At 72.5% G+C, this 25165-nt stretch carries 23 protein-coding genes; 12 read left to right on the plus strand and 11 right to left on the minus strand.

Features of this window, described 5'->3' with window-relative positions:
- Positions 1-41 precede the first annotated feature (41 nt).
- The 5 genes from AB1046_RS07280 (at position 42) to AB1046_RS07300 (ending at position 5586) form a co-directional block, all read left to right on the plus strand.
- Positions 42-2519, plus strand: coding sequence for a DNA topoisomerase (ATP-hydrolyzing) subunit A (locus AB1046_RS07280; protein ID WP_369373824.1), 2478 nt, complete (start codon positions 42-44; stop codon positions 2517-2519).
- Positions 2520-2598: 79 nt separating this feature from the next.
- Positions 2599-2979 carry a YciI family protein gene (locus AB1046_RS07285; protein WP_369373826.1) on the plus strand — a complete coding sequence of 127 codons (381 nt, stop codon included), beginning with the start codon at positions 2599-2601 and terminating at the stop codon, positions 2977-2979.
- 13 nt (positions 2980-2992) lie between these two features.
- The gene (locus tag AB1046_RS07290; RefSeq protein ID WP_369373828.1) at positions 2993-4273 is read left to right on the plus strand and encodes a DUF6596 domain-containing protein; all 1281 of its coding nucleotides are present in this window, start codon (positions 2993-2995) and stop codon (positions 4271-4273) included.
- A 279-nt stretch (positions 4274-4552) separates the two neighbouring features.
- The gene (locus AB1046_RS07295; protein WP_369373830.1) at positions 4553-5062 is read left to right on the plus strand and encodes a GNAT family N-acetyltransferase; all 510 of its coding nucleotides are present in this window, start codon (positions 4553-4555) and stop codon (positions 5060-5062) included.
- On the plus strand, positions 5059-5586 hold the full coding sequence (locus tag AB1046_RS07300; RefSeq protein WP_369373832.1) for an O-acetyl-ADP-ribose deacetylase: 528 nt from the start codon (positions 5059-5061) through the stop codon (positions 5584-5586). The genes AB1046_RS07295 and AB1046_RS07300 overlap by 4 nt, the downstream gene beginning before the upstream one ends.
- Positions 5587-5592: 6 nt before the next feature.
- On the opposite strand, the gene AB1046_RS07305 is transcribed toward AB1046_RS07300, so the two are convergent.
- Genes AB1046_RS07305 through AB1046_RS07315 form a run of 3 tightly spaced genes read right to left on the minus strand, consistent with a single transcriptional unit; the run spans position 5593 to position 8305 of the window.
- Complete coding sequence (locus AB1046_RS07305; RefSeq protein ID WP_369373834.1) at positions 5593-6306, minus strand: HAD hydrolase-like protein; 714 nt, start codon at positions 6304-6306, stop codon at positions 5593-5595.
- Between the two features lie 20 nt (positions 6307-6326).
- Entirely contained in the window at positions 6327-7904 is a 1578-nt protein-coding gene (locus AB1046_RS07310) for a multicopper oxidase family protein (protein ID WP_369373836.1), read from the minus strand.
- Positions 7901-8305 (minus strand): hypothetical protein, encoded by a 405-nt coding sequence (locus AB1046_RS07315; RefSeq protein ID WP_369373838.1) that lies wholly within the window; start codon positions 8303-8305, stop codon positions 7901-7903. The genes AB1046_RS07310 and AB1046_RS07315 overlap by 4 nt, the downstream gene beginning before the upstream one ends.
- A gap of 131 nt (positions 8306-8436) precedes the next feature.
- Between AB1046_RS07315 and AB1046_RS07320 the strand changes: the two genes are divergently transcribed.
- A complete protein-coding gene (locus AB1046_RS07320; protein WP_369373840.1) occupies positions 8437-9612 on the plus strand; it encodes a sensor histidine kinase in 1176 nt (391 codons plus the stop codon).
- Between the two features lie 5 nt (positions 9613-9617).
- A complete protein-coding gene (locus AB1046_RS07325; protein ID WP_369373842.1) occupies positions 9618-10271 on the plus strand; it encodes a response regulator in 654 nt (217 codons plus the stop codon).
- Between the two features lie 33 nt (positions 10272-10304).
- On the opposite strand, the gene fgd is transcribed toward AB1046_RS07325, so the two are convergent.
- Positions 10305-11306: a glucose-6-phosphate dehydrogenase (coenzyme-F420) gene (fgd, locus tag AB1046_RS07330; RefSeq protein ID WP_369373844.1), complete on the minus strand. Its 1002-nt coding sequence runs from the start codon at positions 11304-11306 to the stop codon at positions 10305-10307.
- Positions 11307-11497: 191 nt separating this feature from the next.
- On the opposite strand from fgd, the gene AB1046_RS07335 reads away from it, so the two are divergent.
- Together AB1046_RS07335 and AB1046_RS07340 are read left to right on the plus strand one after the other, a co-directional pair.
- Positions 11498-13009 carry a WXG100 family type VII secretion target gene (locus AB1046_RS07335; RefSeq protein WP_369373846.1) on the plus strand — a complete coding sequence of 504 codons (1512 nt, stop codon included), beginning with the start codon at positions 11498-11500 and terminating at the stop codon, positions 13007-13009.
- Between the two features lie 39 nt (positions 13010-13048).
- Positions 13049-13645, plus strand: a complete 597-nt coding sequence (locus AB1046_RS07340; RefSeq protein ID WP_369373848.1) for a hypothetical protein — start codon at positions 13049-13051, stop codon at positions 13643-13645.
- Here the strand turns inward: AB1046_RS07340 and AB1046_RS07345 are convergent.
- The 3 genes from AB1046_RS07345 to AB1046_RS07355 are packed head-to-tail and all read right to left on the minus strand — an operon-like array spanning position 13612 to position 18121.
- Positions 13612-14604 carry a hydroxymethylglutaryl-CoA lyase gene (locus AB1046_RS07345; RefSeq protein WP_369373850.1) on the minus strand — a complete coding sequence of 331 codons (993 nt, stop codon included), beginning with the start codon at positions 14602-14604 and terminating at the stop codon, positions 13612-13614. The genes AB1046_RS07340 and AB1046_RS07345 overlap by 34 nt on opposite strands.
- Positions 14601-16628 (minus strand): biotin carboxylase N-terminal domain-containing protein, encoded by a 2028-nt coding sequence (locus AB1046_RS07350; protein ID WP_369373852.1) that lies wholly within the window; start codon positions 16626-16628, stop codon positions 14601-14603. Before AB1046_RS07350 ends, AB1046_RS07345 begins: the two co-directional genes overlap by 4 nt.
- 5 nt (positions 16629-16633) lie before the next feature.
- On the minus strand, positions 16634-18121 hold the full coding sequence (locus AB1046_RS07355) for a carboxyl transferase domain-containing protein (protein WP_369375613.1): 1488 nt from the start codon (positions 18119-18121) through the stop codon (positions 16634-16636).
- A gap of 149 nt (positions 18122-18270) precedes the next feature.
- Here AB1046_RS07355 and AB1046_RS07360 point away from each other — a divergent pair, with 149 nt between their 5' ends.
- Entirely contained in the window at positions 18271-18828 is a 558-nt protein-coding gene (locus AB1046_RS07360) for a TetR/AcrR family transcriptional regulator (RefSeq protein ID WP_369373854.1), read from the plus strand.
- A gap of 41 nt (positions 18829-18869) precedes the next feature.
- Here AB1046_RS07360 and AB1046_RS07365 read toward each other — a convergent pair whose 3' ends face one another.
- Positions 18870-20039: an acyl-CoA dehydrogenase family protein gene (locus AB1046_RS07365; RefSeq protein WP_369375615.1), complete on the minus strand. Its 1170-nt coding sequence runs from the start codon at positions 20037-20039 to the stop codon at positions 18870-18872.
- Positions 20040-20108: 69 nt separating this feature from the next.
- Here AB1046_RS07365 and AB1046_RS07370 point away from each other — a divergent pair, with 69 nt between their 5' ends.
- Positions 20109-20867, plus strand: coding sequence for an enoyl-CoA hydratase-related protein (locus AB1046_RS07370; protein ID WP_369373856.1), 759 nt, complete (start codon positions 20109-20111; stop codon positions 20865-20867).
- A gap of 31 nt (positions 20868-20898) precedes the next feature.
- Entirely contained in the window at positions 20899-21711 is an 813-nt protein-coding gene (locus AB1046_RS07375) for a TrmH family RNA methyltransferase (protein ID WP_369373858.1), read from the plus strand.
- Positions 21712-21714: 3 nt separating this feature from the next.
- On the opposite strand, the gene AB1046_RS07380 is transcribed toward AB1046_RS07375, so the two are convergent.
- The 3 genes from AB1046_RS07380 to AB1046_RS07390 all read right to left on the minus strand — a co-directional run bounded on the left by AB1046_RS07380 (position 21715) and on the right by AB1046_RS07390 (position 25139).
- Positions 21715-22842 carry a GNAT family N-acetyltransferase gene (locus AB1046_RS07380; RefSeq protein ID WP_369373860.1) on the minus strand — a complete coding sequence of 376 codons (1128 nt, stop codon included), beginning with the start codon at positions 22840-22842 and terminating at the stop codon, positions 21715-21717.
- Positions 22843-22852: 10 nt separating this feature from the next.
- Positions 22853-23974 (minus strand): GNAT family N-acetyltransferase, encoded by a 1122-nt coding sequence (locus AB1046_RS07385; protein ID WP_369373862.1) that lies wholly within the window; start codon positions 23972-23974, stop codon positions 22853-22855.
- Positions 23975-24041: 67 nt separating this feature from the next.
- Entirely contained in the window at positions 24042-25139 is a 1098-nt protein-coding gene (locus AB1046_RS07390; RefSeq protein ID WP_369373864.1) for an adenosine deaminase, read from the minus strand.
- Positions 25140-25165 lie beyond the last annotated feature (26 nt).

Below are 25165 nucleotides of genomic sequence, written 5' to 3' on the forward strand. Positions count from 1 at the left end.
GATCCACCCGTCCACCCCAGAATCCAGGAGCCCCACGAACCATGGCGCGTAAGCCGTCGCAGCCGCTCGAAGAGAGCGAGATCCACGAGACTGTCGTGGACATCGACGTCGCCGCGGAGATGGAGACCTCGTTCCTCGAGTACGCCTACTCCGTCATCTACTCGCGGGCTCTCCCGGACGCGCGCGACGGTCTCAAGCCGGTGCAGCGTCGCATCCTGTACATGATGTCGGACATGGGGCTGCGCCCCGACCGCGCGCACGTGAAGTCGTCGCGCGTCGTCGGCGAGGTGATGGGAAAGCTGCACCCGCACGGTGACGCCCCGATCTACGACGCGCTGGTGCGCCTCGCGCAGGACTTCTCGCTGCGGCTGCCCCTGGTGGACGGGCACGGCAACTTCGGCTCGCTCGACGACGGCCCTGCCGCCCCCCGGTACACGGAGGCGCGCCTCGCGGCGTCGTCGATGGCGATGACCACGGGGCTCGATGAAAATGTCGTGGACTTCGTGCCGAACTACGACAACAAGCTGACCCAGCCCGAGGTGCTGCCCTCCGCGATCCCGAACCTGCTGGTCAACGGCGCGTCGGGCATCGCGGTCGGGATGGCCACGAACATGGCGCCGCACAACCTGATCGAGGTCGTCTCGGCGGCGCAGCACCTGATCAAGAACCCCGAGGCGACACTCGAGGACCTGCAGCGGTTCGTGCCGGGCCCGGACCTGCCCACGGGCGGCAAGATCGTGGGGCTGGAGGGTGTGCGCGACGCGTACCGCAGCGGCCGCGGCACCTTCCGCACCCGGGCCACCGCCCGGATCGAGAACGTGACCCCGCGCCGCAAGGGGATAGTCGTCACCGAGCTGCCCTACCTGGTGGGCCCGGAGAAGGTGATCGAGAAGATCGCCGACCTGGTGAAGGCCAAGCGCATCCAGGGTGTGAACAACGTGGTGGACCTCACCGACCGTACGCATGGCCTGCGCCTGGTCATCGAGGTCAAGACCGGGTTCGACCCGGACGCCGTGCTGGAGCAGCTCTACCGCGCCACGCCGCTCGAGGACTCGTTCGGCATCAACAACGTGGCGCTGGTCGACGGCCAGCCGCGCACGCTCGGCCTGGTCGAGATGCTGCGGGTGTGGGTGGGCCACCGCATCTCGGTGGTCCGGCGCCGGTCGCAGTACCGCCTCGACAAGCGCCTGGAGCGCCTGCACCTGGTCGACGGCCTGCTCATCGCGATCGTCGACATCGACGAGGTCATCCAGGTGATCCGCTCGTCCGACGACGCCGCCATCGCCCGCGACCGCCTGCGTGAGGTCTTCGACCTGTCCGAGCCGCAGGCGTCGTACATCCTGGACCTGCAGCTGCGCCGCCTGACCAAGTTCTCCCGCATCGAGCTGGAGAAGGAGGCCGAGGAGCTGCGCCGCGAGATCGCCGAGCTGCAGCAGCTCCTCGGTGACGAGCAGCTGCTGCGCCGCCTCGTCAGCACCGAGATGGGCGAGGTCGCCCGGACCTACGGCACGCCGCGCCGCACGGTGCTGCTCGACGCCGCCGGCGGTTCCGTCGGCTCGGTCGCCGTCGCTCCCGCGAACGGGCGCAAGAAGGGCGCCGAGCCGATCGACCTGCAGATCAAGGACCTGCCCACGCGGGTTGTGCTGTCCGCGACGGGCCTGCTGGCGCGCCTCCCGGACGACGTCCCCGTGCAGCGCGACGGCAACCGGGCCGCACACGACGCCCTGCGGGGCGACACCGCCGCGACCACTCGCGGCCAGGTCGGGCTCGTCACGTCCGCCGGCCGGATGCTGCGCATCTCGGTGCTGGACCTGCCCGCGCTCCCGCCGACCGACGGCGCGCCGTCGCTCTCGGGCGGCATCCCGGTCAGCGAGCTCGTGGAGCTGGAACGCGGGGAGACCGTGCAGGCTGTCACCGGGCTCGGCCCCGACGCGCCGACCGTCGCAGTCGGCACGGCGCAGGGCATCGTCAAGCGCGTGGCGCCGTCGGACGCCCCGGCCAAGGGCGACGAGTGGCCGGTGATCGCCCTGAAGGATGGTGACATCGTGGTGGGCGCCGCCGTCGTGTCCGACGACGACGAGCTGGTCTTCGTCTCGGACGACTCGTCGCTGCTGCACTTCCCCGCCTCCGCCGTCCGGCCGCAGGGCCGGGCCGCGGGTGGCATGGCCGGCATCAAGCTCGCCGCGGACCGGCGGGCGGTCTTCTTCGGCGCGGTTCCCGCCGGGACGGACGCTTCAGTGGTGACCATCGCAGGCTCGGCCGACTCGCTGCCGGGCGTGGAGCCCGGAGCGGGCAAGGTCACGCCGTTCGCGCTGTACCCGGGCAAGGGCCGGGCGACCGGCGGTGTGCGGTCGCAGCGGCTGCTCAAGGGCGAGGACGGCCTCATCCTGGCCTGGGTGGGGCCCACTCCCCCGCGCGCGCTCGGCGCCGGCGGCCAGCCGGTCGAGCTGCCCGCGGTGGACGAGCGGCGCGACGGGTCCGGCACGCCGATCGCGGCGCCGGTCGCGGTGATCGGCTGACGCGTTTCCCCGGGGCTGTCGATTCTGGCGTGGCTCGCCCGTCCAAGGCATGTCAGTATCGCCAAAAGAGGAGCTCGACATGACCGACACCTGGGTATTCCTGATCCGTGAGAACGACTGGAACTCGGACGCCTACCTTCCGGAGAACGTGAAGAACGGGCGGGACGGTTCCGACGAGGACATGGCCGCCCACGGTCGCTTCCAGGAGGCCGTCGCGGCCCTCGGCGTCAAGATCACCGGCGCCGCGGCCCTGCAGAACGCGAAGTACGGCGGGTCGGTCGCCGTCGGGGCGGACGGCGCCGAGCCGGTCTACACCGACGCCCCGTACACGGACACCAACGAGGTGATCACGGGGTTCTACCAGGTCGACTGCGACGAGGCCATGGCACGCAAGATCGCCGCGCTCGTCCCCAGCGGGAACGTGGTCGAGTGGCGCAAGGTCCTGCACTTCGGTTCCTGAGCGCTGATTGACAGTGCCGATCGACCCCGCGGCGTTCCGCACCGCCTGGCCCCAGGTGGTGCGGTCGCTCGCCGTGGCCACGCGCAGCCTGGACAGCGGTGAGGAGTACGCCGCGGAGGCGTTCGCGCGCGCCGCGGCGCAGCCCGACGGCGCGATCGGCGACCTGGTCGGCTGGTGCGTCCAGGTCGGCCGTCGTACGTGGCTGGACACGGTGCGACACCAGGCGGTATTCACCCGGATCCAGCCCCAGCTCGCCCGCCCGGAGGAGGCCGCAGTGGACGTGCCCTCCGGGCCTGGCGATGCCCTGGACGACCGCCTGGCGCTCCTCTTTGTCGCCTGCGACGACGCCCTTGCCCCCGGCGCCCAGCTGGTGCTCGCGATGCGGGTGGTCTGCGGACTCACCATCCGGCAGATCGCCGGGCACCTCGGCATCGCCGAGGCCACCGCCGCAGCGCGGCTGACCCGGGCCAAGTCCGCGCTGGCCCGCGCCCGCGGCGAGTTCGCGGTGCCCGACGCCGCCGCACGCACCGCCCGGCTGCCCGTGGTGCTCGCCTGTGTGGCCGGCCTGTTCACCGTGGGGCAGCGGGACGGGCTGCAGCCCGCCGACGCGACCCAGGACCCGGCCCGCGACGCGCTCACGCTCGCCGAGGCCCTGGCCGCCGAGTACCCGGACGCCTCGGAGGTGCTCGGCCTGCGCGCGGTGTGCCGCCTCGGCCTGGCCCGGCGGCCCGGCCGGGTGCGCGACGGCGTCGCGCTCCCCCTCGACGAGGTGGACCGATCGGCCTGGGACCGGCGCCTGCTGGCAGCGGGCCTGGACGACGCTGCGGCGGCGCTTTCGCGTGCCGGTGCCGGTGCCGGTGCCGGTGCCGGTGCCGGTGCGACTGAACGACCCGGCCGCTTTGCGCTGGAGGCGGCGGTCTCGGGTGTGCACGCCACGGCGCGCGACGCGGCGAGCACGGACTGGTCCCGGCTGGCGCAGCTTTACGACGCCCTGCTGCAGCAGTGGCCGTCCCCAGCGACGCGGGTCGCGCGCCTCGTCGTGCTCGGCCGGCTCGCACTGCGCGACGGCGATGACCTCGCCAGGAGCAACCTCGCCGCGATCGAGCAAGAGCTCGAGGACGTGGTCGCCGAAGGCCCGCCGTACGCCGCCCGCGACGCCAGCCTCACCCTGGCCGACCTCGCCCGACGCACGGGCCGCACGGACGAGGCCGCCGCCCGCTACCGGGAGCTGCTCGACGTAGTACCCGCCGGGCCCCTACGCGAGTTCTGCCGCCGGTACGCGGGTGGTGCATAGGACCTGGTGGCGCGCAGCGCACCGAGTTCGGTCCCTTGCACGTCCAGATCCGCGAGTTCGGTCGCTTGCTCTGAGATCGGTCGGTTGATTGACCGATCTCAGAGCAACGGACCGAAGTCGCTGAGTTCGGTCATACGTTGGACCGAAGTCGCTGAGTTCGGTCATACGTTGGACCGAAGTCGCTGAGTTCGGTCATACGTTGGACCGAAGTCGCGTGGCACAGCCCCGCGCCGTTATTACCCTCGGACAGTGTCAGCGGCCAGTGGTTGACTCGAGTCCATGAACGACGACCTGTCCTACGAGTTCTCGACCGACCCCGCCCGAATCGATCCCGCCCGTGTCCACGAGCTCATCTCCAACACCTACTGGGGCGCGGGCCGCCCGCGCGAGGTCATGGACGCGGCCATCGCGGGCTCCCGGCCCTACGGCGTCTACCGCGGTGGCACACGCGAGCAGGTGGCGTTCGCGCGCGTCGTGACGGACGGCGTGACGTTCGCGTGGCTTGCCGACGTCGTCGTCGACCCGGCTACGCGCGGGCAAGGTGTCGGCAAGCTGCTGGTCGCGGGCGTGGTCGCGGACCTGGAGCCGCTCGGGCTGCGCCGCACGCTTCTCGCGACCGCCGACGCCCAGGGACTCTACGAGCAGTTCGGCTGGGTACCGGTCAACCCGGAGTACTCCTGGATGGAGCTTCCAGGCAGCGGGGCGCGCACATCGGCCGGCGCACCGATCGGCACATCGGTCAACACGCCGGTCGACACGCCGGTCAACACACGAGGAGCAGGCACATGAACATCACCGTCGAGGTCGGTGACCTGACCCGCGTCGAGGCCGACGCCGTCGTGAACGCCGCCAACTCGACCCTCCTGGGCGGCGGCGGGGTCGACGGCGCGCTCCACGCCGCGGCCGGCCCGCGCCTGCTCGAGGCCTGCCGCCGCCTGCGGAACACCACGCATCGCGACGGTCTGGACGTCGGCGACGCCGTGGCCACCCCGGCGTTCGACCTGCCGGCGTCGTGGGTGATCCACACCGTCGGGCCCAACCTGCACCGCGGCCAGGACGACCCGGCGCTGCTCGCCTCCTGCTTCGCCCGGTCGCTCGACGTCGCCGCCGAGCTCGACGTGCACTCGGTGGCCTTCCCTGCGGTGAGCGGGGGCGCCTACGGCTGGCCGATGACCGACGTCGCGCGCATCGCCGTCATGACCTGCCGCGCCTGGTTCGCCGAGCATCCCGACGGTAGCCCGGAGGAGGTGCGGTTCGTGGTCCTCGACGAGCGAGTCCGGGACGTGTTCGACGCCGCGCTGCGGCCGGTCTGACGGCGCTCAGGTTGTCAGCAGCTTGCGCAGCTCGTCCGGTGTCGTCGCGATCGCGGCCGCGCCCGCCGCCGCCAGCTCGCCTGGCTCGGCGTAACCCCAGGTCACGCCGACAGTCGGGACGCCGTGGTGGGCGGCCGCGTGCACGTCGTGCTCACGGTCGCCCACCATCACCACCTGCCCGCCGCCGGCCCCCGCAGCAGCACCCACAACGGCTCCCAACGCCACCGCGTGCGCCACCGCGCGCTCCACCACTACCTCCTTGCCCTGCACCTCCATGAAGCTCTCGGGGGCGGCGCCGTGCACACCGTCCAGCCCGTCGGCCAGGTACGCGTCGAGCCCGAAGTGCTCGACGATCCGGCGCGCGTAGTGCTCGGGCTTGGCCGTGGCGACCAGGAGGGTCACGCCCGCCTCGCGCAGGTCCGCGAGCGCTGCGGGGATGCCGGGGAACACGGAGTTGTCGAACATGCCGTGCACCTCGAAGTCCTGCCGGTAGGCGGTGATCACGGTGGCGGCGTCGGCGTCGGACAGACCGACTCCGGTCATGCTCGCGCCCAGCGGGGGGCCGACGAAGGTCCGCAGGACCTCGTCGGACGGAACCTCGAACCCCGTGTTGGTGAAGCCGGCGCGCAGGGACGCGATGATGCCGGGCGCGGAGTCGGTGAGGGTGCCGTCGAGGTCGAGCAGGACGTGCGTGATGCGGTGCGGGAGCGAGAGAGTCACCCGGCGAGCGTGCCACACGTTCAGTGATGTCCCGCGTGGCCGTCCGCGGCTGCCCCGCCGTCCGGCCCGGTCTCCGACCCGGCGCCCGCACCGCCGTCCGACGCTGCCCCGGCCCCCGCGCCGCGCTCAGGAACCGTCCCGGCCTCCTGGCCCGGTTCGACGACGACGAACTGCCCCATCATCCCGGCGTCCTCGTGCATGAGCATGTGGCAGTGGTACATGTAGGGCGTGTCGGGGTCGGCGTAGTCGTCGAACCGCATCAGGAGCCGGTACTCCCGCCCGGACTCCAGGTAGATCGTGTCCTTGCGCCCCGCGAGCTCGGGCGGCGGTGCCTGGCCGTCGATGCTCAGGACGCGGAACTGCACGTCGTGCACGTGGAAGCTGTGCGGCATCGGGACGGTGCTGCGCAGCTTCCACACCTCGGTGGCGCCTACGTCGGCCACCTCGTCGATGCGGCTCATGTCCATGGACTGGCCGTTGATCTGGTCCTCGTCCAGCTCGAAGGTGCGGGTCACCGTCACGTCGTCCTCGTGCAGCTCGTCGGACGACGCGTCCCGGGCGGCCCCCCAGGCGGGCTCGGGCGACGGCGCCAGACGATCGGCGGCGCGCAGCTCCAGGACGTCGAACTCGTCGTTGGCCCCCATCGCGAAGGGCGCGGCGAGGCTGCCGAGGTCGGCCTCGACCGAGCGCAGCCGGGTGGTCTCCCCCGGGGCCAGCTCCACGATCACCTCGGCCCGCTCGCCGGGCGAGAGCCGTACCTCGTCGAGCCGGACCGGGGCGTCGAGGAGCCCGCCGTCGGTCGCCACGAGGTCGACGTCCCGGTCCGCGAAGCCGAGCTGGTAGGTGCGCGCCGTCGACCCGTTGACCAGGCGCAGGCGCACCCGCTCGGTGGTCACCTCCTGATAGGCGCCTACTGTGCCGTTGGTCATGACGACGCCGCCGAGCGTGCCGGGCTCGCTCCCGTCGTCCGTCAGCTCGAGCTGCCCGTCGTCGTCCAGCACCTTGTCCTGCACGATCACCGGGATGTCGTCGACGCCGTAGGTCTGCGGCAGGTCGGCGGCGCGCGAGGCGTCGTCGTCCAGGAGGAACAGGCCCGCCAGGCCGCGGTAGACGTGCTGCTCCGTGGCCCCGTGCGGGTGCGGGTGGTACCAGAGGGTGGCGGCGGGCTGGTCGATCCGCCAGGTGGGGCGCCAGGTGGCGCCCGGCTCGACCGCCTGGTGCGGGCCGCCGTCCATGGCGGCGGGCAGGTGCATGCCGTGCCAGTGCACGCTGGTGGGCTCGTCCAGGTCGTTCGTGACCTCGACGGCGACCTGCTCGCCGCGTTCGGCGCGGAGCGTCGGCCCGAGGTAGGCGCCGTCGAACCCCCAGGTCCGGGTCTCGACGCCGGGCCGGAACTCCGTGACGCCCTCCTGCGCGGTGAGCGAGAACACCCGGGTGCCGTCCACGACCCGCGAGGGCGCGAGCGGCGGGATGGCGAGCTCCTTGGTGAACTCCACCTCGTCCACCGGGGTGACGGAGCCGGTGATCGCGCCGCAGCCCGCGAGGGCGAGCGCGGCAACGCCTGCAAATATCGAGCCGACGGCGCCCGCCCGCCTCATCGTCCCGCCCCCCGCAGCCGCTGCACGCCAGCAGCAGCCAGACCCGCGACCGCGCCCCAGAGCGCGTCGAACAGCAGGGCCGGCAAGACGGTCCACGCCGGCGCGCCGGGGCCGGTGAAGCCCCCGAGCGCAGGGAGCAGCTGGCCCATCGCGGCCGCGACGAGCCCGTAGGCGACGCCGGTGAGCGTCAGGGTGAGCACGGGCCGGGGCACGCTGCCGAGACCGACCACCCCGATCCAGACGGCGGCGGTGATGCCGATGATGAGGAACGCGCGCGGCGCGCCGGTGCCGAAGATCCCGGTGAGCCCGGTCAGGGGCCAGAGCAGGGCCATCGCGGAGAGGCCCGCGACGAGCGCCCAGGGGACGGAGTAGGGCTGAGCTGGAACGTGTGGTGAGGTCATACCTAGACACTCCCGCGCAGGGCCCTGCCCCACATCGGCCCTGGATCGTCTCCCGTTGTCGCCTCCAGGCGACACCACCCTGACGCCCCCGGGCTGATGCCTCAGGGTCCCATCCTCCGTAGGGTGGCGGTGTGCCAGAGCAGCCCGGCCCCGAGCAGCGCGACTCAGTCCCGCGCACGGTCGACCCGCGCGTCACCGACGTCGCGCTGGCGCTCGCCATGGCGCTGGTGGTCGCGGTGGTCATCGCCGCGGACCCCGACGCCGTGCGGCAGACCGGCACGGGGGCTTACCTGTTCGCGGCGGGCTTCGGGGCGCTGGTCCTGCTGCGGCGCAGGGCGCCGCGCACCGTGCTCGTCGTCACGGTGCTGGCCGTGTTCGTCTACTACACGTTCCAGTTCCCGCCGATCGGCATGGCGCTGCCCGCTATCGCCGCGCTGTACTCCGCGGCGGAGCTGCGGCACACCGGCTGGGCGGTCGGCGGGGGCGCCGTCCTGGTGGCGGTCTCGACGTACTTCCGGGTGGTGGGCGACGACACCGAGGCGCGGCTGACGCCGTACGACCTGGTCACGAACCTGGCGCTGGCCGCTGCAGCGATCGCGCTCGGCGTCGCGGTCCGGCTGCGCCGGGAGGCCCGGGTGCACGAGGCCCGCGCCGCCGAGCAGCGGCTGCAGACCGAGCGCCTGCGCATCGCCCGGGACCTGCACGACGTCGTCGGGCACAACCTGTCCGTGATCGCCCTGCATTCTTCAGTCGCTGCTGAGGCCGTGGGTAGGGACGACGACGGCGCCCGGCGCGCGCTCGGGCACGTGCGCGAGGCGACGTCGGGCACGCTGCGCGAGCTGCGGTCCACGGTGCGGGTGCTGCGCGGGCCCGTCGGCGCCGCATCCGTCGGTGCCGTGCCGGACCCGGACTCCCCCGCGCCCACCGGCCTGGCCGGCGTCGACACCCTGGTGCGGTCGGCCCGGGCGGCGGGGCTCACCGTCGACGTCACGCTGGACGTGCCGCCCGGCCGGCTCGACGGCGCCATCGACGCCGCCGCCTACCGGATAGTGCAGGAATCCCTGACCAACGTGCTGCGGCACGCCGCGGCCACACGCGTGACGGTCTCGGCGCGGGTCAGGGGCGATCGTCTCGCCCTGAGCGTGTCCGACGACGGCCGGGGCGCCAGCGCCGGCCTCGCACCCGGCTCCGGGCTGACGGGGATGCGCGAGCGGGCGGCCCTGCTCGGCGGCAGCCTCAGCACGGGCGACCCGGATGGCGGCGGCTTCGTCGTCACCGCCGACCTGCCTCTCCGGCTGGAAGAGTGACGCCCATGATCCGCATAGTGCTGGTGGACGACCAGGAGCTCGTCCGCACAGGCCTGCGCGCCCTCGCGGAGAGCGAGGGCGACATCACGGTGGTCGGCGAGGCCGCCGACGGGCAGGCCGGTGTGGCCCGGGTCCGGGAGCTGCGGCCCGACGTCGTGCTCATGGATATCCGGATGCCACGCCTGGACGGGCTGGCAGCCACCAGACAGATCGTGAGCGACCCGGACCTGGCCGGCGTGCGCGTGCTGATCCTGACCACGTTCGACGAGGACGAGCACGTCTTCGAGGCCATCCGGTCGGGCGCGGCCGGCTACCTGCTCAAGGACGTCGCACCCGCCGAGCTGCGCCGGGCCGTGCGGGTCGTCGCCGCCGGCGAGTCGCTGCTCGACCCGGCGGTCACCGCCACCGTGCTGCGGGCCGTCGCCGCGCGCCCGGCGCCGCGGACCGGCGTCGACCGGATCGCCGGGCTGACCGAGCGCGAGCGCGAGGTGCTGGAGCAGCTCGGCCGCGGGCTGACGAACGACGAGATCGCCCGCGAGCTCTACCTCAGCCCAGCCACCGCCCGCACCTACGTGAGCCGGCTGCTGGCCAAGCTCGGCGCGCGCGACCGGGCGGCGCTGGTGATCCTCGCTTACGAGACCGGGCTGGTCACGCCGTGATCTCGGGGCTGAGGCCCACCAGCAGGCAAGAGCTCAGAGCTCCCGGAGCCGCGGCAGCACGTCCTCGCTGAACTGGGTGAGGAACCGCTCCTGGTCCTGGCCGGGGCCGTGCACCACGAGGTGGTTCAGCCCGGCGTCGACGTAGGGCTTGATCAGCTCGACGGCCTGCTCCGGGTCGGACGCGACGATCCAGCGCTTCGCCACCTGGTCGATCGGCAGCTCGTCCGCGAGCCGCTCCATCTCCTCGGCCGAGGTGACGCTGTGCTTCTGCTCCGGCGTGAGCGACAGCGGCGCCCAGAACCGGGTGTTCTCCAGGGCGGTGGCGGCGTCGCGGTCGTAGGAGATCTTGATCTCGATCATCTTGTCGACGCCGCTGACGTCCCGCTCCGCCTTGGCAGCACCCTCGGCAACGGCCGGCAGCAGCTTCTCCGTGTACAGGTCCATGCCCTTGCCGGACGTGCAGATGAAGCCGTCGCCCACGCGCCCCGCGTACCTCGCCACGAGCGGGCCGCCCGCCGCGACGTACACCGGCACCGGGTTCTCCGGCCGGTCGTAGATGTTGGCGCCGACCAGCTGGTAGTAGTCGCCCTTGAAGTCCACGGAGCCCTCGGTCCAGAGGGCCCGCATGAGCTGCACGGCCTCGCGCAGGCGCGCGAACCGCTCCTTGAACTCGGGCCACTCGCGGCCCGACACGGCGATCTCGTTCAGGGCCTCACCCGTCCCGACACCGAGGATCACGCGGTTCTCGGTGAGCAGCGCGAGCGTCGCGAACTGCTGCGCGATCACCGCGGGGTTGTAGCGGAAGGTGGGGGTCAGCACGCTCGTGCCGAGCTGTATCCGGGAGGTGCGCTCCCCCGCCGCGGCGAGCCAGGCCAGGGCCGACGGCGCATGACCCCCCTCGTGCCGCCACGGCAGGAAGTGGTCGGAGACCATCGCGCTGTCCAGTCCCACCTCCTCGGCGCGTACTGCGAGCTCAACCAGCTCGCGCGGCCCGAACTGCTCGGCGGACGCCTTGTAACCGATCTTCAGAGTCACGGTTCAGACCCTACGCTCGATCACCCGCGCGCGAACCCAGTGGTCTCGCACGTCACATCTTTCCTGCTCACAGCGAAAACGGCGGGGGGTAGTTCTCCCCATGGCCGACGACGCCGGAGGCGGTTACGTTCACTGTGCCGGACGACCGGCCGGCGCCGGGACGACCGGCCCAGCACAGAGCAGGGGGACCGATGGGCGAGGTATGGGGCTCCGACATCGCCCAGCTGCGCACCCTCGCGGCCACGATGCGCGAGAAGACGCAGACCCTCGAGGCCGCGCGCGCCCAGGTGGACTCGCTGATGGACGGCCTGGCCTGGTTCGGCCCGAACTCCGAGGAGTTCCACGCGGAGTGGACGGGCATGCACCGCGGGAACATGTCCGCGGCCATCGACACGCTGGAGCAGGCCGGTGCCGCGCTCGACCGGAATGCCGACGCCCAGGAGCAGACGAGCGAGGACGCCGGCCTCACGGGGTCCAGCGGCCCCGGCGGTACCGGCACCGAGTCCGCGCCGGGCGGTGCCCCCACCGCTCCCCAGACGCCGACCCTCACCCCCGACGAGTACACGGACCTCTCGGAGGGAGAGCGCGCGGAGTGGCTGGCGAACGCCACCGACGAGGAGATCGCAGCCCTCCTGGCCGCGATGGAGGCCCAGGGCCTGTACCCGGGGCCCGACGCCGGCCCGGTCGCCAGCGAGCACTGGACCCGGCAGGCCGCGAGGGACGCCGGCATCGACTACCTCGGGTGGGACCCCAGCCTCGGGGCTCAGGCGAACCGCGAGAACATCGAGGCCGTCTACGAGTACTACGCCCAGCTCTACCTCGAGAACCCCGACCTGCAGTGGGCCGGGATGGCCGCGATGATCGGGCCGTCGTTCGCCGCGGGGTTCCTCGACCTGGCCCTGTTCCGCGACGTCGCGCAGGGCTTCGAGATCGGCGGTGAGGTGATCCAGCACCTGCCCGGCGGGCTGCCCGAGGGCGTCCTGATCGAGCAGGTCGCCGCGCTGACCGACGACGAGCTGCGCTTCTACGAGACCACGTTCCTGGAGATGCAGCAGGAGATCTTCCACGATCAGGCCTCGATGCACGCCGCGTACGAGCACGGCGGCATGGCGGAGATCGAGCGTTTGTACGAGTCCGGCGCGATCGACGAGAAGGCGTACGACGCCTGGGAGAACATCGCGTCCGGCAACCCCGAACAGGTCACCGAGGGCAACGTCGAGATGCTGCGCCGTGAGCAGCAGGACATCATCGCGGACAACTACCAGGACATGCGCAACCACCCGGTCACGGGTGAGGCGATGACCTACATGATGACGGTGGTGGGTGAGGCTTCGATCCCCGGGGCGGGCACGTTCGCCGACTACAACCCGCTGAGCATCACCGCGGAGACACCCGGGCCCGAGAACGTGGGCATCCCGTTCACCGACATATCCTTCGACAACCCCACCCAGGGGTCGGTCACCGTCACCACTCCCCTGCCTGACGGGAACATCGCGGACACCGCGCAGCGCTGGGACTACATCGAGGCCGATACGCTCCCCGCGTACCAGGAGTTGCTCGCGAACGACCCGGGTCGTGTCCAGGAGATCCTGCAGACCGACGTGACCGATCGCATCGCGGAGTACCGGCTGACGAACCCGTCGCGGATCGGCCGCATCGTGGACGACCTCGCGACGAACTGGGACGTCGATGTCGACCAGTGACGTCCGGGTCTTACGACGCCGACATGACAAGGTGGACCGATGTCACTACGACAGGTGATTCTCGCGGCAAGCACGGTCGTCGCTCTCGCGCTGACGGCCGGTTGCACGGTCCGCGTCGGTGGTGACGAGGACAACGACGGCGCCCAGGTGTTCGGAGAGGAGAACAGCATGCAGTGGGACCTGACACGACCGCTCGAGGCGGAGTCGCTGGGACTCCCGGCGGACAAGATGGTGATCGTCACCGTGCCCGAGGACGCGACGGTGAGCCTCACGCTCCCCAGCGGCACCTGGTCCGGGCGCACCGAGGAGATGACGGTGACCACCCGGCGCGGCTTTGTCGACTCGGTCGACCTGTTCTGGACCGAGGCCGACGGGCAGGCCGCCGCCGACCGCATGGTGGCAGACGCGGCGCTCCTGGGTGTCGACGCCGCCCGGGTCGCCGAGTGGGCCGAGACCGCGCGATGGGCCGAGACCGCCGACACCAACCGGTCACGCACGGATGCCAACTACAACGGCGCCAACGGCGAGGTGTCCACCGCGATCAAGCCCAGCATGGCCGTGGGCGAGGGCCCTGGCACACCGGTCCGGCTCTGGTACATGTTCTACGTGCGCGACGTCGTCGAGACCGCTGGCTGAGCAGGGCGCAGCGCCTGGTACGCACGGCTCACCGGCGCGTGGCCCAGGTGCGGTTCCAGCCAGGCGCTGGTCTCCACCAGCCGCGGCAGGGACACCCCAGTGCTGATCCCCAGCCCGTCCAGCATCCAGACCAGGTCCTCGGTGGCGAGGTTCCCGGTCGCCGACTCCGCGTACGGGCACCCGCCGAGCCCGCCCACCGACGTGTCGAACGTGGTCACCCCGTGCCGCAGCGCGGCGGCCACGTTGCCGAGCGCCTGCCCGTAGGTGTCGTGGGCGTGCAGGGCCAGTACGTCGTCCGGCAGGCCGGCGTCGTTCAGGGCGTCCAGTAGCGCGACGACGTGCCCCGGCGTCCCGACGCCGATCGTGTCGCCGAGCGAGAGCTCGGTGGCCCCGAGGTCCATCAGGCGTTTGCCCGCCGCGACCACCTGGTCCAGCGGCACGTCCCCCTCCCACGGGTCGCCGAAGCACATGGAGACGTACGCCCGCACGCGCATCCCGGCGGCGCGCGCCCGCGTGATCACGGGCTCGAACATCGTGTACTGCTCGTCCAGGGAGCGGTTCAGGTTCTTGCGCGCGAACGTGTCGGTGGCGCTGGCGAAGACCGCGATGTGCCGCAGCCCCAGGTCGTAGGCACGCTCCAGGCCACGCTCGTTCGGCACGAGCACCGGCAGGTCGCGGGCCCGGTCGCCGAGGCGCTTCACCAGCGCGGTAAGCACCTCCTCGGCGTCGGCGAGCTGCGGCACCCAGCGCGGGTGCACCAGGCTGGTGGCCTCCACGTACGGCAGGCCGGCGTCGAGCAGCCGCTCGACCAGGCCGACCTTGACCGCGGTCGGGACAGAAGCGTCCTCGTTCTGCAGCCCGTCGCGCGCACCCACCTCGTAGATGGTCACGCGGTCGGGCAGGCTCGGGTCGCGGACGACCTGCGGGCCGCTGACCAGCCGGTCCACCTGCTCAGTCATCTTCTCTCCTCCATCTCGAAGAGCACCTGGCGCGCCGCCACCTGCTCGCCGGCCGCCGCGCGCACGCGCACCACACCGTCCGACGGCGCCACGAGCGCCACCTCCATCTTCATCGCCTCCAGCACGCCGAGCACCTGCCCGGCGGCCACACGGTCGCCGTCGGACACCTCGACGCGGGCCAGCGCGCCCGGCATCACCGCGAGCACCACGCCGTCGGACACCTCGGCCTCCGCCTGGCGCGAGCCGCCCGGGCGGGCGAACCGGAACGTGTGCCCGTGGGTGCTCACCTCGACGGACCGCTCGCGCACGTCGACCACGAACCGCGCGGTCAGGCCGTCCAGGGCAAGCAGCAGCTCGCCGCCCGGCCCGCCGGCCGTGCCGCCCGCATTGCCGCCCGCATTGCCGCCCGCGGTGCTCCCGACGGCCCGGCAGGACGTCGGCGGCTCGCCGTCGCGGCGCACCTCGCCCCGGACGATGTTCACGCGCAGCACGGCGTCGTCGAGCTCGACCCAGGTGTCGGCGGGCGGGCCGCCGAGCCGCCACCCATCGCCGCCGTCGCGCGCCCCGGCCGCTATGGACCAGGCCGCCGCGACGAGCGCGGAACCCGGGTCCGGGGCGGGCAGCGGGTGGGTGTCCAGCCAGGCGGTGTGCACCTCGCCGTCCCGGAACGCGGCGGAGTCCGCGAGCGCCCGCACGAACCCGGTGTTGGTGACCAGGCCACCGATCGCCGTGGCGTCCAGCGCGTCGACCAGGGCGTTCCGAGCGGCCTCGCGGTCGGCGCCGCGGGCGATGACCTTGCCGATCATGGGGTCGTAGGCGGCGGGCACCACGGAGCCGTCCTCGATGCCGGCCTCGACCCGCACGGTGGTGGAGCCCGAGCCCGGCCAGCGCACGCTCGTGGCGGTCCCGGCCTGCGGCAGGAACCCGCCGAACGCGTCCTCGGCATAGATCCGTGCCTCGATCGCATGCCCGACGACGGCGACGTCGTCCTGCGCGAAGCCCAGCTCCTCGCCGGCCGCGACGCGGAGCTGCTGCTCGACGAGGTCGATGCGCTCGCCGTGCACGGTGACGACCTCCTCGGTGACGGGGTGCTCGACCTGGAGGCGGGTGTTCATCTCGAGGAACCAGGCGCCGACCCGCTCTTCGGCCCAGCCCGCACTGCTGGCCGTATCGGCCGAGGCGCCGACCTCCACCAGGAACTCGGCGGTCCCCACGCCGGTGTACCCGACCTCGCGGGCCAGGTCGACGGCCCAGGTGTGCAGGTGCTTGCGGAGGGCCGGGTCCAGGTCGGGCGCGGGCGCCTCCTCCAGGACCTTCTGGTACCGGCGCTGGGCGGAGCAGTCGCGTTCGTGCAGGTGCAGCACGTTGCCGTGCTCGTCGGCGAGGATCTGCACCTCGACGTGCCGGCCGCGCTCGACGAACGGCTCCAGCACCAGGGTGTCGTCGCCGAACGCGGCCGCGGCCTCGCGTCCGGCGGCAGTCATCGCGGCGAGGAGCTCGTCCTGGCTGCGGACGATGCGCATGCCCTTGCCGCCGCCGCCGGCCGCGGCCTTGACCAGGAGCGGGAAGGGGAGGCCCCCCACCATTGCGTACGACCCGCCCTGGAACTTCCCGAACGAGCGCAGCACGGGCACGCCGGCCTTCCGGGCGATCGTGTGTGCCGCGTCCTTGCGGCCCATCGCGTCCATGGCGTCCGGCGGCGGCCCCACCCAGGTCAGTCCGGCGCCGATCACGGCGCGCGCGAACTCGGCCCGCTCGGACAGGAACCCGTACCCGGGGTGGACGGCGTCGGCCCCGGTCTCCTTCGCGGCCGCGAGCAGCGCGGGGATCGACAGGTAGGACTCGGCGGCCGGCGTCGGGCCGATCCGGATCGCGACGTCGGCGGCCCGCGTGTGCGGGGCGGCCTGGTCGGCGTCGGAGTAGACGGCGACGGTGCGCAGCCCGAGGCGGCGCGCGGTGCGGATGATCCGCAGGGCGATCTCGCCGCGGTTGGCGACCAGCAGGGTGTGGATCGGGGTGGGCATCGTTGTCACATCCGGAAGATGCCGTAGGACGGCTCGGGGATCGGAGCGTGGGCGGCCGCGGCCAGGCCGAGGGCCAGGACGCGGCGGGTGTCGGCGGGGTCGATCACGCCGTCGTCCCAGAGGCGGGCCGTGGCGTAGTAGGGGTTGCCCTGGGCCTCGTACTGGGCGCGGATCGGGTCCTTGAACGCCTCGACGTCCTCGGGCGCCAGGTCGCGCTGCACGGTCGCGAGGACGGACGCCGCCTGCTCCCCGCCCATGACCGAGATGCGGGCGCCGGGCCACATCCAGAGGAACCGGGGGTCGTAAGCGCGGCCGCTCATGCCGTAGTTGCCGGCGCCGAACGAGCCGCCGAGCACCACGGTGAACCGCGGCACCGAGGTGCAGGACACGGCGGTGACCAGCTTGGCGCCGTCCTTGGCGATGCCGCGGTGCTCGTACTCCTTGCCGACCATGAACCCGGCGATGTTCTGCAGGAACACGAGCGGGATGCGCCGCTGGTCGCAGAGCTGCACAAAGTGCGCGCCCTTGAGCGCCGACTCCGAGAACAGGATGCCGTTGTTCGCGACGATGCCCACCTGGTAGCCGTCGATGCGCGCGAAGGCGCACACCAGGGTCTCGCCGTAGCGGGCCTTGAACTCCTGCAGCTGGGAGCCGTCGACGATGCGCCGGATCACATCGCGCACGTCGTAGGGGGTGCGCGGGTCGGCGGGGACGTCGTAGAGGCCGTCCGGGTCGAGCTCCGGCTCCTCGGGAACCCCGCGATCCAGGGTCGGCACGCCGGCCCGGGTGGTGGCCACTATCTCGCGGACGATGCGCAGGGCGTGCGCGTCGTCGTCGGCCAGGTGGTCCGCAACGCCCGACGTCGTGGTGTGCACCAGGCCGCCGCCCAGCTCCTCGGCCGTGACGATCTCGCCCGTGGCGGCCTGCACCAGGGGCGGGCCGCCCAGGAAGATCGTGCCCTCGTCCCGCACGATGACTGCCTCGTCGCTCATCGCGGGCACGTACGCGCCGCCCGCGGTGCAGGAGCCCATCACTGCCGCGACCTGCGGGATCCCCCGCGCGGACAGGTTGGCCTGGTTGTAGAAGATGCGCCCGAAGTGCTCGCGGTCGGGAAACACCTCGTCCTGCATCGGCAGGTACGCGCCGCCGGAGTCCACGAGATACACGCACGGCAGGTGGTTCTCGGCGGCGACCTGCTGCGCGCGCAGGTGCTTCTTGACCGTCATCGGGTAGTAGGTGCCGCCCTTGACGGTGGCATCGTTGGCGACGATCACGCACTCGCGCCCCGCCACCCGGCCGATCCCCGTGACGAGGCCGGCGCTGGGCACCGCCCACTCGCCGCCGTACATGTTGTAGGCCGCCAGGGCCCCGATCTCCAGGAGTGCGCTGCCCGGGTCGAGCAGCCGGTCCACGCGGTCGCGGGCGAGCAGCTTGCCCCGTCCGGTGTGGCGGGCGCGTGCCTCGGGCGATCCGCCCTGGCGTACGCGCGCCATCCGCTCCCGTAGCTGCGCGGTGAGTGTGCGCAGATCCGTTCCAACGTCGACGTTGATGGTCACCTCCGCAGCATAGTCCGCTGGTTAATGATCGTTAACCCCTGGCGCGGATCCGGCGGTGTGGCGTCGACCCGCTCTAGACTGCTGCGGTGACTCCGCGCAGGCAGCAGATCCTGAGCACGGCGGCCGACCTGTTCGCCGCCCGTGGCTTCCACGGCGTCTCCATGGGAGACATCGGCGCGGCCGTAGGCATCTCCGGCCCTGCCCTCTACAAGCACTTCGCGGGCAAGGACGACATCCTCGGCCAGTGCCTGCTGCACGCCTCGGACCAGCTCCTCGCGGGCGCGCGGGAGCTGCTCTCGGACATGCCCGCCGGGGCGCTGGTGGCGCTGATCGCCCGGCACGCCGACTTCGCGCTCGACAACCCCGCGCTGATCGTGATCCAGGAACGCGAGTGGGGCGCGCTCGGCACGGAGGCGCGCGCGCAGGTGCGCAAGCACCAGCTCGCCTACATCGAGGTCTGGGCCGACGCGCTGCGTCCCCTGCGCCCCGACCTGGGCCCCGCCGAGGCGCGCGCCGCCGTGCAGGCTGCGTTCGGCCTGCTCAACTCGACCCCGCACAGCGCCCGCATCGGCCGCGCCACCATGCACTCACTCCTGACGACGATGGCCCGCGCGGCGCTGCTCCCCAGCACCGCGGAGGGGTAACGCTGAGCTGACTACCCAGCGTTACCCCTCCGGGGCTGGAGCTACTCCACCGGCAGGCCGAGCCCCCGCGCGATGAGCATGCGCTGGAGCTCCGAGGTGCCCTCGCCGATCTCCAGCACCTTCGCGTCGCGGTAGAACCGGGCGATCGGCCCGTCCTCCATGACGCCGTAGCCGCCGAACACCTGCGCCGCGATGCGCGTGGCGGTGACTGCCGACTCCGTGGCGTAGAGCTTGGCGACCGAGGAGGCCCGCCGGAAGTCGTCGAGCGGCGCGCCCTCGTCCTTCATCGCGGCGGCCCGGTAGGTGAGCGCGCGGCTCGCCTGGAGCATGACCTCGATGTCGGCGATCTGGAACGCGACGCCCTGCTTGCGGCCGATCGGCCCGCCGAACGTGGGGCGCACGGCGGCATGCTCAACCGTGAGGTCGAGCATCGCCTGGATGCAGCCGGTAGCAAGGGCCGCGACGGCGACCCGCCCCGAGTTGAGGCACAGCATGAGCTGCTTGAACCCGTTGCCCCGCACGCCCAGAAGGTTGGCCTCGGGGACGCGGACGTCCTCGAAGCGCAGCGCGTGGGTGTCGCAGGCACGCCAGCTCATCTTGTCGTGCAGGGGCTCCACGATGAACCCCGGCGTGTCGGTGGGAATGACGATGGCGCTGAGCTCGGGACGGCCGTCGGGCAGGGTGCCGGTGCGCGCTGCGACGGTGACGATGCTGGTGATCGGCGTACCCGAGTTGGTGATGAACTGCTTGGCACCGTTGATGACCCACTCGCCGTCGACCAGCTCGGCAATGGTGCTCATGGCGTTGGCGTCGCTGCCCGCGCCCGGTTCGGTGAGGCCGAACGCGCCGATGCGCCGGCCCGCCACGAGGTCGGGCAGCCAGGTGTTCTTCTGGTCTTCGGTCCCGTAGTCGAGGATGGTGCCCACCCCGAGGCCGACACCGGCCCCGAGCGTGATGCCGACGGACTGGTCCACACGGCCGAGCTCTTCGACCGCGATGCTGAGTCCGGTGAGTCCCAGGTCGGACCCTCCGTATTCCTCCGGGGCAGTCAGGCCGAACAGGCCCAGCTCCCCCATCTGGTGCAACAGCTCGACGGGCAGGCGGTTCTCCCTGTCCCAACGGCCGATGTGGGGCGCGATCTCGCGGTCGGCGAAGTTCCGTACCGCGTCCCGGAGCTTGGTGTGCCCCGGGTTCTCTGGTGAGGTATGCATGTTAGGCATGCCACAGAGGTTAACAACCATTAACCTATGTGCGCCATGCCCCACGAGGAGGACTTCTTGATGACCAGCCGGAGCCAGGTCTTGTACGACGTCGTAGAGCAGGCGGAGTCCGCCCCGTACGCCCGGATCACGCTCGACGCGCCCCAGCGCCGCAACGCGCTCTCGCTCGCCCTGCTCGACGAGCTCCAGGCCGCGCTGCACCGCGCCGCGCACGACGACGTGCGCTCCGTGGTGCTGGCCGCGAACGGCCCCGCGTTCTGCTCCGGGGCAGACCTGACCGAGGCGCTCCGGGACGGCATGACCGAGTCCGCGCGCAGGCTCGCCGACGTGCTGCGCACCCTCCTCGCCCTGCCCAAGCCTGTGGTGGCGCGCGTGCACGGCCCCGTGCGGGCCGGGGGCATCGGGCTGGTCGCCGCGTGCGACGTCGCCATCAGCGCCGACCAGATCACCTACGCGTTCACCGAGGCCCGCCTCGCGCTCGCGCCCGCCGTCATCTCGCTGGCGGTGCTGCCGCGGATGACGCCGCGCGCGGCGTCGCGCACCTTCCTCACGGGAGCGCAGTTCACGGCCGCCGAGGCGGCCGACTGGGGCCTGATCACCCGCGCGGTCCCGCTGGAAGGGCTCGATCACGAGGTCGAAGCCGTCCTCGCGGACCTGGCCGCTGCCGAACCGCAGGGGCTCGCGGCGACCAAGGCCCTGCTCAACGCGGACCTGCTGACCCGGTTCGACGCCAACGTAGACGACGCCGTCACCACCTCGGCCAAGCTGTTCGGCTCGGAGCCCGCCCGCGCGGCGATGTCGAGGCTGCTGCGGCGCTAGGTGTTTGGATCGGGCGTGTTTGGATGGGGGCGTGGCCACCCGGATCTCCCAGCGCAACGCTCGCTTCCAGCAGCTCCAGACCCTGCTCACCAACCGCAACAAGCGGCACCGCGCCGGCCAGTTCGTGGTGCAGGGCGTGCGGCCCATCACCATGGCGGTGGAGCACGGCTGGGACGTCCAGGCCCTCCTGTACGACGGCGAGCGCCGGCTCTCGCAGTGGGCCCGGGACCTGCTCGCGGCTCACCCGCACGTGGAGCACATCAAGATGGCGCCCGACCTGCTTGCGGAGCTGGCCGAGAAGGAGGACGCCGAGCTGCTCGCGGTGATCGCCATGCGCCCCGACATCCTGGACCGCATCGAGGCGGGCCCGGACTTCCTGGGTGTCGTGTTCGACCGGCCCACCCAGCCGGGCAACGTCGGCGCGATAGTGCGCTCCGCCGACGCGTTCGGGGCCGACGGCGTGATCACCACCGGGCACGCCGCCGACGCCTACGACCCCAAGGCCGTGCGGGCCACGACGGGGTCGTTCTTCGCGATGCCCGTCGTGCGGGCGCCTTCCGCTGCCGAGGTCATGGAGTGGGTGGGCGAACGCCGCGCCGGGGGCCTCCCCGTGGTCGTCGTCGCCACGGACGAGGTCGGCGACGCCGACGTGTCGGCCTTCGACCTGACCCAGCCGGTACTGCTCCTGGTCGGCAACGAGACCGCGGGCCTGACCCAGGCGTGGCGTGACGCCGCGGACGTGACGCTGAGCATCCCGATGACGGGCTCGGCCAGCTCGCTCAACGCCGCGAACGCGGCAACGGTGGTGCTCTACGAGGCCCGCCGCCAGCGCCTGGCGAAGTAGGGCTCAGAGCTCGATCGAGTACATCCTGGAGCCCGTCGTCTTGGTGTAGCCGAGACTCGCGTACAGGCCGTAGGCGCCGCTCGGGTTGGCCGTGTCGACGTCGAGCACCGCGTACTGAAGGCCGGCGTCCGCGAACGTCCGCATGTTCGCGGTGAGCGCCGCGAGCGCCGCCTTGCGGCCGCGGTAGGCCCGGCGCGAGCCGAGGATGTCCGTGATGGCGAAGGAGTACCCGCGCACCTCGAAGTCGGACGGGAAGAGGTCGACCATCGCGTAGGCGGCCACCAGCGGCTCGCCGGCCCGCAGCGCGGCGGCCGTCTCGGGGTCGGTATCCGGGGAGGCGAGCAGGGCGGCGACGTCGGGGGCGTCGTCGAGCACCACGCACGACAGGTGCGGGGCGAAGCCCGCGCGCTCGGCGTGCTGCTCCCGCGTGCGGGGCTGGCTGTTCCAGTGGTCGCGGAACGCGTCGTTGTGGGCCAGGCGGACGGCCTCGTCCAGATCCTCCGACCAGGGTGCGAGCCGCAGCGAGCCCGTGAGCTCGACGGAGGGGATCGGCTCGGCGTCCGGTCCTAAGACCCGGCGCGCGAGGTCGGAGTAGTAGCGCCGCACCCCGAACCCGGCGTGCTCGTAGAGCCGGTGGCGGGACGCGGGCGCAGCGTCCTCCGCGTAGGTCACGATCCGCGCCGGCACCTCCTTGCCCGACGCCGCCAGAAGCTGCCGGGCCCGGCCGATGCTCCAGGCGAGCAGCTCGCGGCCGATGCCCTCGCCGCGGCGGTCCGGGTGCACGCCGCCCCAGGTAAAGGCGCGGACCGCGGTCGTGTCACCTGGCGTGGAGTCGACCTGGGCCCAGGCCACGAGCGCGCCGTCGTCGGCTGGTTCGGTGGAGAAGCCGAGCAGGGAGTCGGCCGCCATGTCGCGCCAGGCGCCGTCGAACAGCTCGTCGATCTCCTCTAAGGTCTCGACGTACGGCTCGGCGTCGACCCGCATGATGTGGTTGCGCAGCGCCAGCCACACCGGCACGTCCTCGCGGGTGGCGGCGCGCCAGGTCAAGCGGCCCGCGGTGGGGATCGTCAGGGCCGCCGGGGCGGCGGCGCGCTCCGCGATGGGGGCGAGGGGGTGGGTCTCGGCGGTCATGGCAGTTCCTCTACAGCTCGATGGAGTACATGGTGGAGCCGTCGCTCTTGGTGTAGCCGAGCCGCGCGTACAGGCCGGTGGCGCCGGTCGGGTTGTCGGTGTCGACGTCTAGCTCGGCCTGCTGCATGCCGGCGTCGGCGAAGACGCGCATGGCGTGGGTCAGCAGCGCCGCCGCTATGCGGCGGCCGCGGTAGTCGCGCCGTACGCCCAGCAGGTCGGTGTACCCCGCGGTGTACCCCTGCGTCTCCCAGTCGTGCTCGTACCGCCCGGCCATGTGCAGGCCGACGACGTACGGCGTGCCGGCCGCGACCGTCCCGTCCCCCGGCTGCTCCTGCTCCGACCCCGCGTACCGCACGGACTCGTCCACCACCACAAAGGACCACTCCGGCGCGAACGAGCTGCGGTACGCCCGCCACGACTCCGGCGTGCGGGGCTGGCTGCCCCAGTGGTCGCGGAACGCGTCGTTGCGAGCGAGCCGCGTGGCGTCGTCCAGGGCTGCGGACCACGGCACCAGCCGCAGCGGCGCCTCCAGCCCGATGGCGGGCACCGGCAGGCTCAGGTCGCGCAGCAGGTTGGCGTAGTACCGGACGGGCTCGAGCCCGCCGGAGCGCAGCAGCTCGCGGCGCTCGGCGGGGTCCGTGTCATCGATGTGCGCGGAGATCCGCGCGGGCAGACGGTCCAGTACCGGGTCCGTGCCCGACGCTGCGAGCGCCTGGCGCGCCCGTCCCGTGGCCCAGGCCAGCAGCTCGGTGCCGATGCCCTGGCCGCGATGGCTGGGGTGCACGCCGCCGGACAGCGAGGTGCGCAGGATGTTGACGCCGTCGGTGGGGAACCGCTCGACGTGTGCGTAGGCGCGCAGCGCGCCGTCGGCGTCCAGGCCCGCGAGCGTGTCGGCGGCGACGTCGAACGCCGGGGCATCGAAGAGCTCAGCGACCTCGTCGGCCGGAGTGAACCAGTCCCGCCCGTCGGCCTCCTGGACCGTACGCATGAGCGTCGCCAGCGCGGTGACGTCGTCGCGGGTCCAGGCGCGCCAGGTCAGCCCGCCCGCGGTGGGGCCGGGGAGTGCCGCGGGTGCGGCGGCGCGCTCCGCGATGGGCGCGGTTTCGGGCTCGACGTCGTGGAGGCTGGCCATGCTGTCCACGCTAGGTGACGCCCCCCAGCGCGGGCCAAGGCATTTCGCGACCTCACCCGGTGCCGCGTCACTCCGGTCCGGGCAGCTCCGCCAGCTCCTTCTCGAACCGGGTGCGCAGGGCGGCCTTCTCGGCCGGCGGCAACCACGACGCCTCGACCCCGGCCAGCGCCATCGCGCGCAGGCGCTCGGCCGGCACCGCCAGGTCGTCGGCCAGGATGCGGTACTCGCCGGCCAGCGTCGTCGGAAACATGCCCGGGTCGTCCGACGCCGGGATCACGTTCAGCCCGGCCTCCAGCATCGCCGCGATGGACGCCCGCCGCCACGGCCGCCACGAGCGACGCGAGGTCGTGGAGATGACGGTGAACGGCACCTGCTCGTCGCGGACGCGGGCCACCACGTCGTCGTCCTGCAGCACGAAGTAGCCGTGGTCGATGCGGTCGCAGCCCAGCACATCGAGGCAGGTCACGGTGTTGATCGCGACCGGGGCGTGCTCGGAGGAGTGCGCGGTGCGGCCCAGGCCCGCCTCTCCCGCGAGCCGGTAGGCCGCGGCGAACCGCTCGGGCGGGCCCGCCGTCTCCAGGTTGTCCAGGCCGATCCCGGCGACGTACTCGTGCGGGTGGTCGACGACGGTGCGCACCCGGTCCAGCGCATCCTCACCCGAGCCGGACCGGTCGATGGCTGCGATGAGCCGGCCGGTCATGCCGAAGTCGCGCTCGGCCAGCCGGATGCCCTCGGCGTACGCCTCGACGGAGCCTGAGTACCCGAGCGATGCCAGGTGCTCCGGCACGGAGTCGAAGGACACCTCCAGGTGCCGCGTCGCGCTGGTGCGGTGCGCCGCCTCGAACGCCTCATAGGTGATCCGAGTGAGGTCGTCGGCGGAGCGCAGCACCTCGGTGACCCAGCGGGAGACCTGGAACAGCGAGTACGAGACGGCCGGCTCGTCGGCGCCGCGGCCCTGCGGCACGGGGATGCGCGTGTCGCGGTACAGGTCCGGGTCGGGCGGCAGGGAGTTGATGTCGGCGTAGATGCGCTCGGGCTCCGCGGGCAGGTCGAGCCCCTCGCGGCGGGCCAGCTCGGCGAACGTGCTGGCCCGGACGGTGCCGATGAGGTGGCAGTGCAGGTCGACCTTGGGCATCAGGTCGAGGGCGGTGTTGGGCGTGTTCAAGCTAGCGAGGGTGTCCATAGGAGCCC

It is taken from the genome of Promicromonospora sp. Populi, assembly GCF_041081105.1.
Lineage (GTDB): Bacteria > Actinomycetota > Actinomycetes > Actinomycetales > Cellulomonadaceae > Promicromonospora.

What these genes read in the sequence shown, in the direction of transcription:
- AB1046_RS07365 (WP_369375615.1), bottom strand. Translation starts at nt 20,039, where the DNA reads ATGCATACCTCACCAGAGAACCCGGGGCACACCAAGCTCCGGGACGCG.
- AB1046_RS07345 (WP_369373850.1), bottom strand. Translation starts at nt 14,604, where the DNA reads ATGACTGAGCAGGTGGACCGGCTGGTCAGCGGCCCGCAGGTCGTCCGC.
- AB1046_RS07280 (WP_369373824.1), top strand. Translation starts at nt 42, where the DNA reads ATGGCGCGTAAGCCGTCGCAGCCGCTCGAAGAGAGCGAGATCCACGAG.
- AB1046_RS07295 (WP_369373830.1), top strand. Translation starts at nt 4,553, where the DNA reads ATGAACGACGACCTGTCCTACGAGTTCTCGACCGACCCCGCCCGAATC.
- AB1046_RS07340 (WP_369373848.1), top strand. Translation starts at nt 13,049, where the DNA reads ATGTCACTACGACAGGTGATTCTCGCGGCAAGCACGGTCGTCGCTCTC.
- AB1046_RS07300 (WP_369373832.1), top strand. Translation starts at nt 5,059, where the DNA reads ATGAACATCACCGTCGAGGTCGGTGACCTGACCCGCGTCGAGGCCGAC.
- AB1046_RS07310 (WP_369373836.1), bottom strand. Translation starts at nt 7,904, where the DNA reads ATGAGGCGGGCGGGCGCCGTCGGCTCGATATTTGCAGGCGTTGCCGCG.
- AB1046_RS07350 (WP_369373852.1), bottom strand. Translation starts at nt 16,628, where the DNA reads ATGCCCACCCCGATCCACACCCTGCTGGTCGCCAACCGCGGCGAGATC.
- AB1046_RS07325 (WP_369373842.1), top strand. Translation starts at nt 9,618, where the DNA reads ATGATCCGCATAGTGCTGGTGGACGACCAGGAGCTCGTCCGCACAGGC.
- AB1046_RS07335 (WP_369373846.1), top strand. Translation starts at nt 11,498, where the DNA reads ATGGGCGAGGTATGGGGCTCCGACATCGCCCAGCTGCGCACCCTCGCG.
- AB1046_RS07380 (WP_369373860.1), bottom strand. Translation starts at nt 22,842, where the DNA reads ATGACCGCCGAGACCCACCCCCTCGCCCCCATCGCGGAGCGCGCCGCC.
- AB1046_RS07355 (WP_369375613.1), bottom strand. Translation starts at nt 18,121, where the DNA reads ATGGCGCGCGTACGCCAGGGCGGATCGCCCGAGGCACGCGCCCGCCAC.
- AB1046_RS07315 (WP_369373838.1), bottom strand. Translation starts at nt 8,305, where the DNA reads ATGACCTCACCACACGTTCCAGCTCAGCCCTACTCCGTCCCCTGGGCG.
- AB1046_RS07370 (WP_369373856.1), top strand. Translation starts at nt 20,109, where the DNA reads ATGACCAGCCGGAGCCAGGTCTTGTACGACGTCGTAGAGCAGGCGGAG.
- AB1046_RS07285 (WP_369373826.1), top strand. Translation starts at nt 2,599, where the DNA reads ATGACCGACACCTGGGTATTCCTGATCCGTGAGAACGACTGGAACTCG.
- AB1046_RS07385 (WP_369373862.1), bottom strand. Translation starts at nt 23,974, where the DNA reads ATGGCCAGCCTCCACGACGTCGAGCCCGAAACCGCGCCCATCGCGGAG.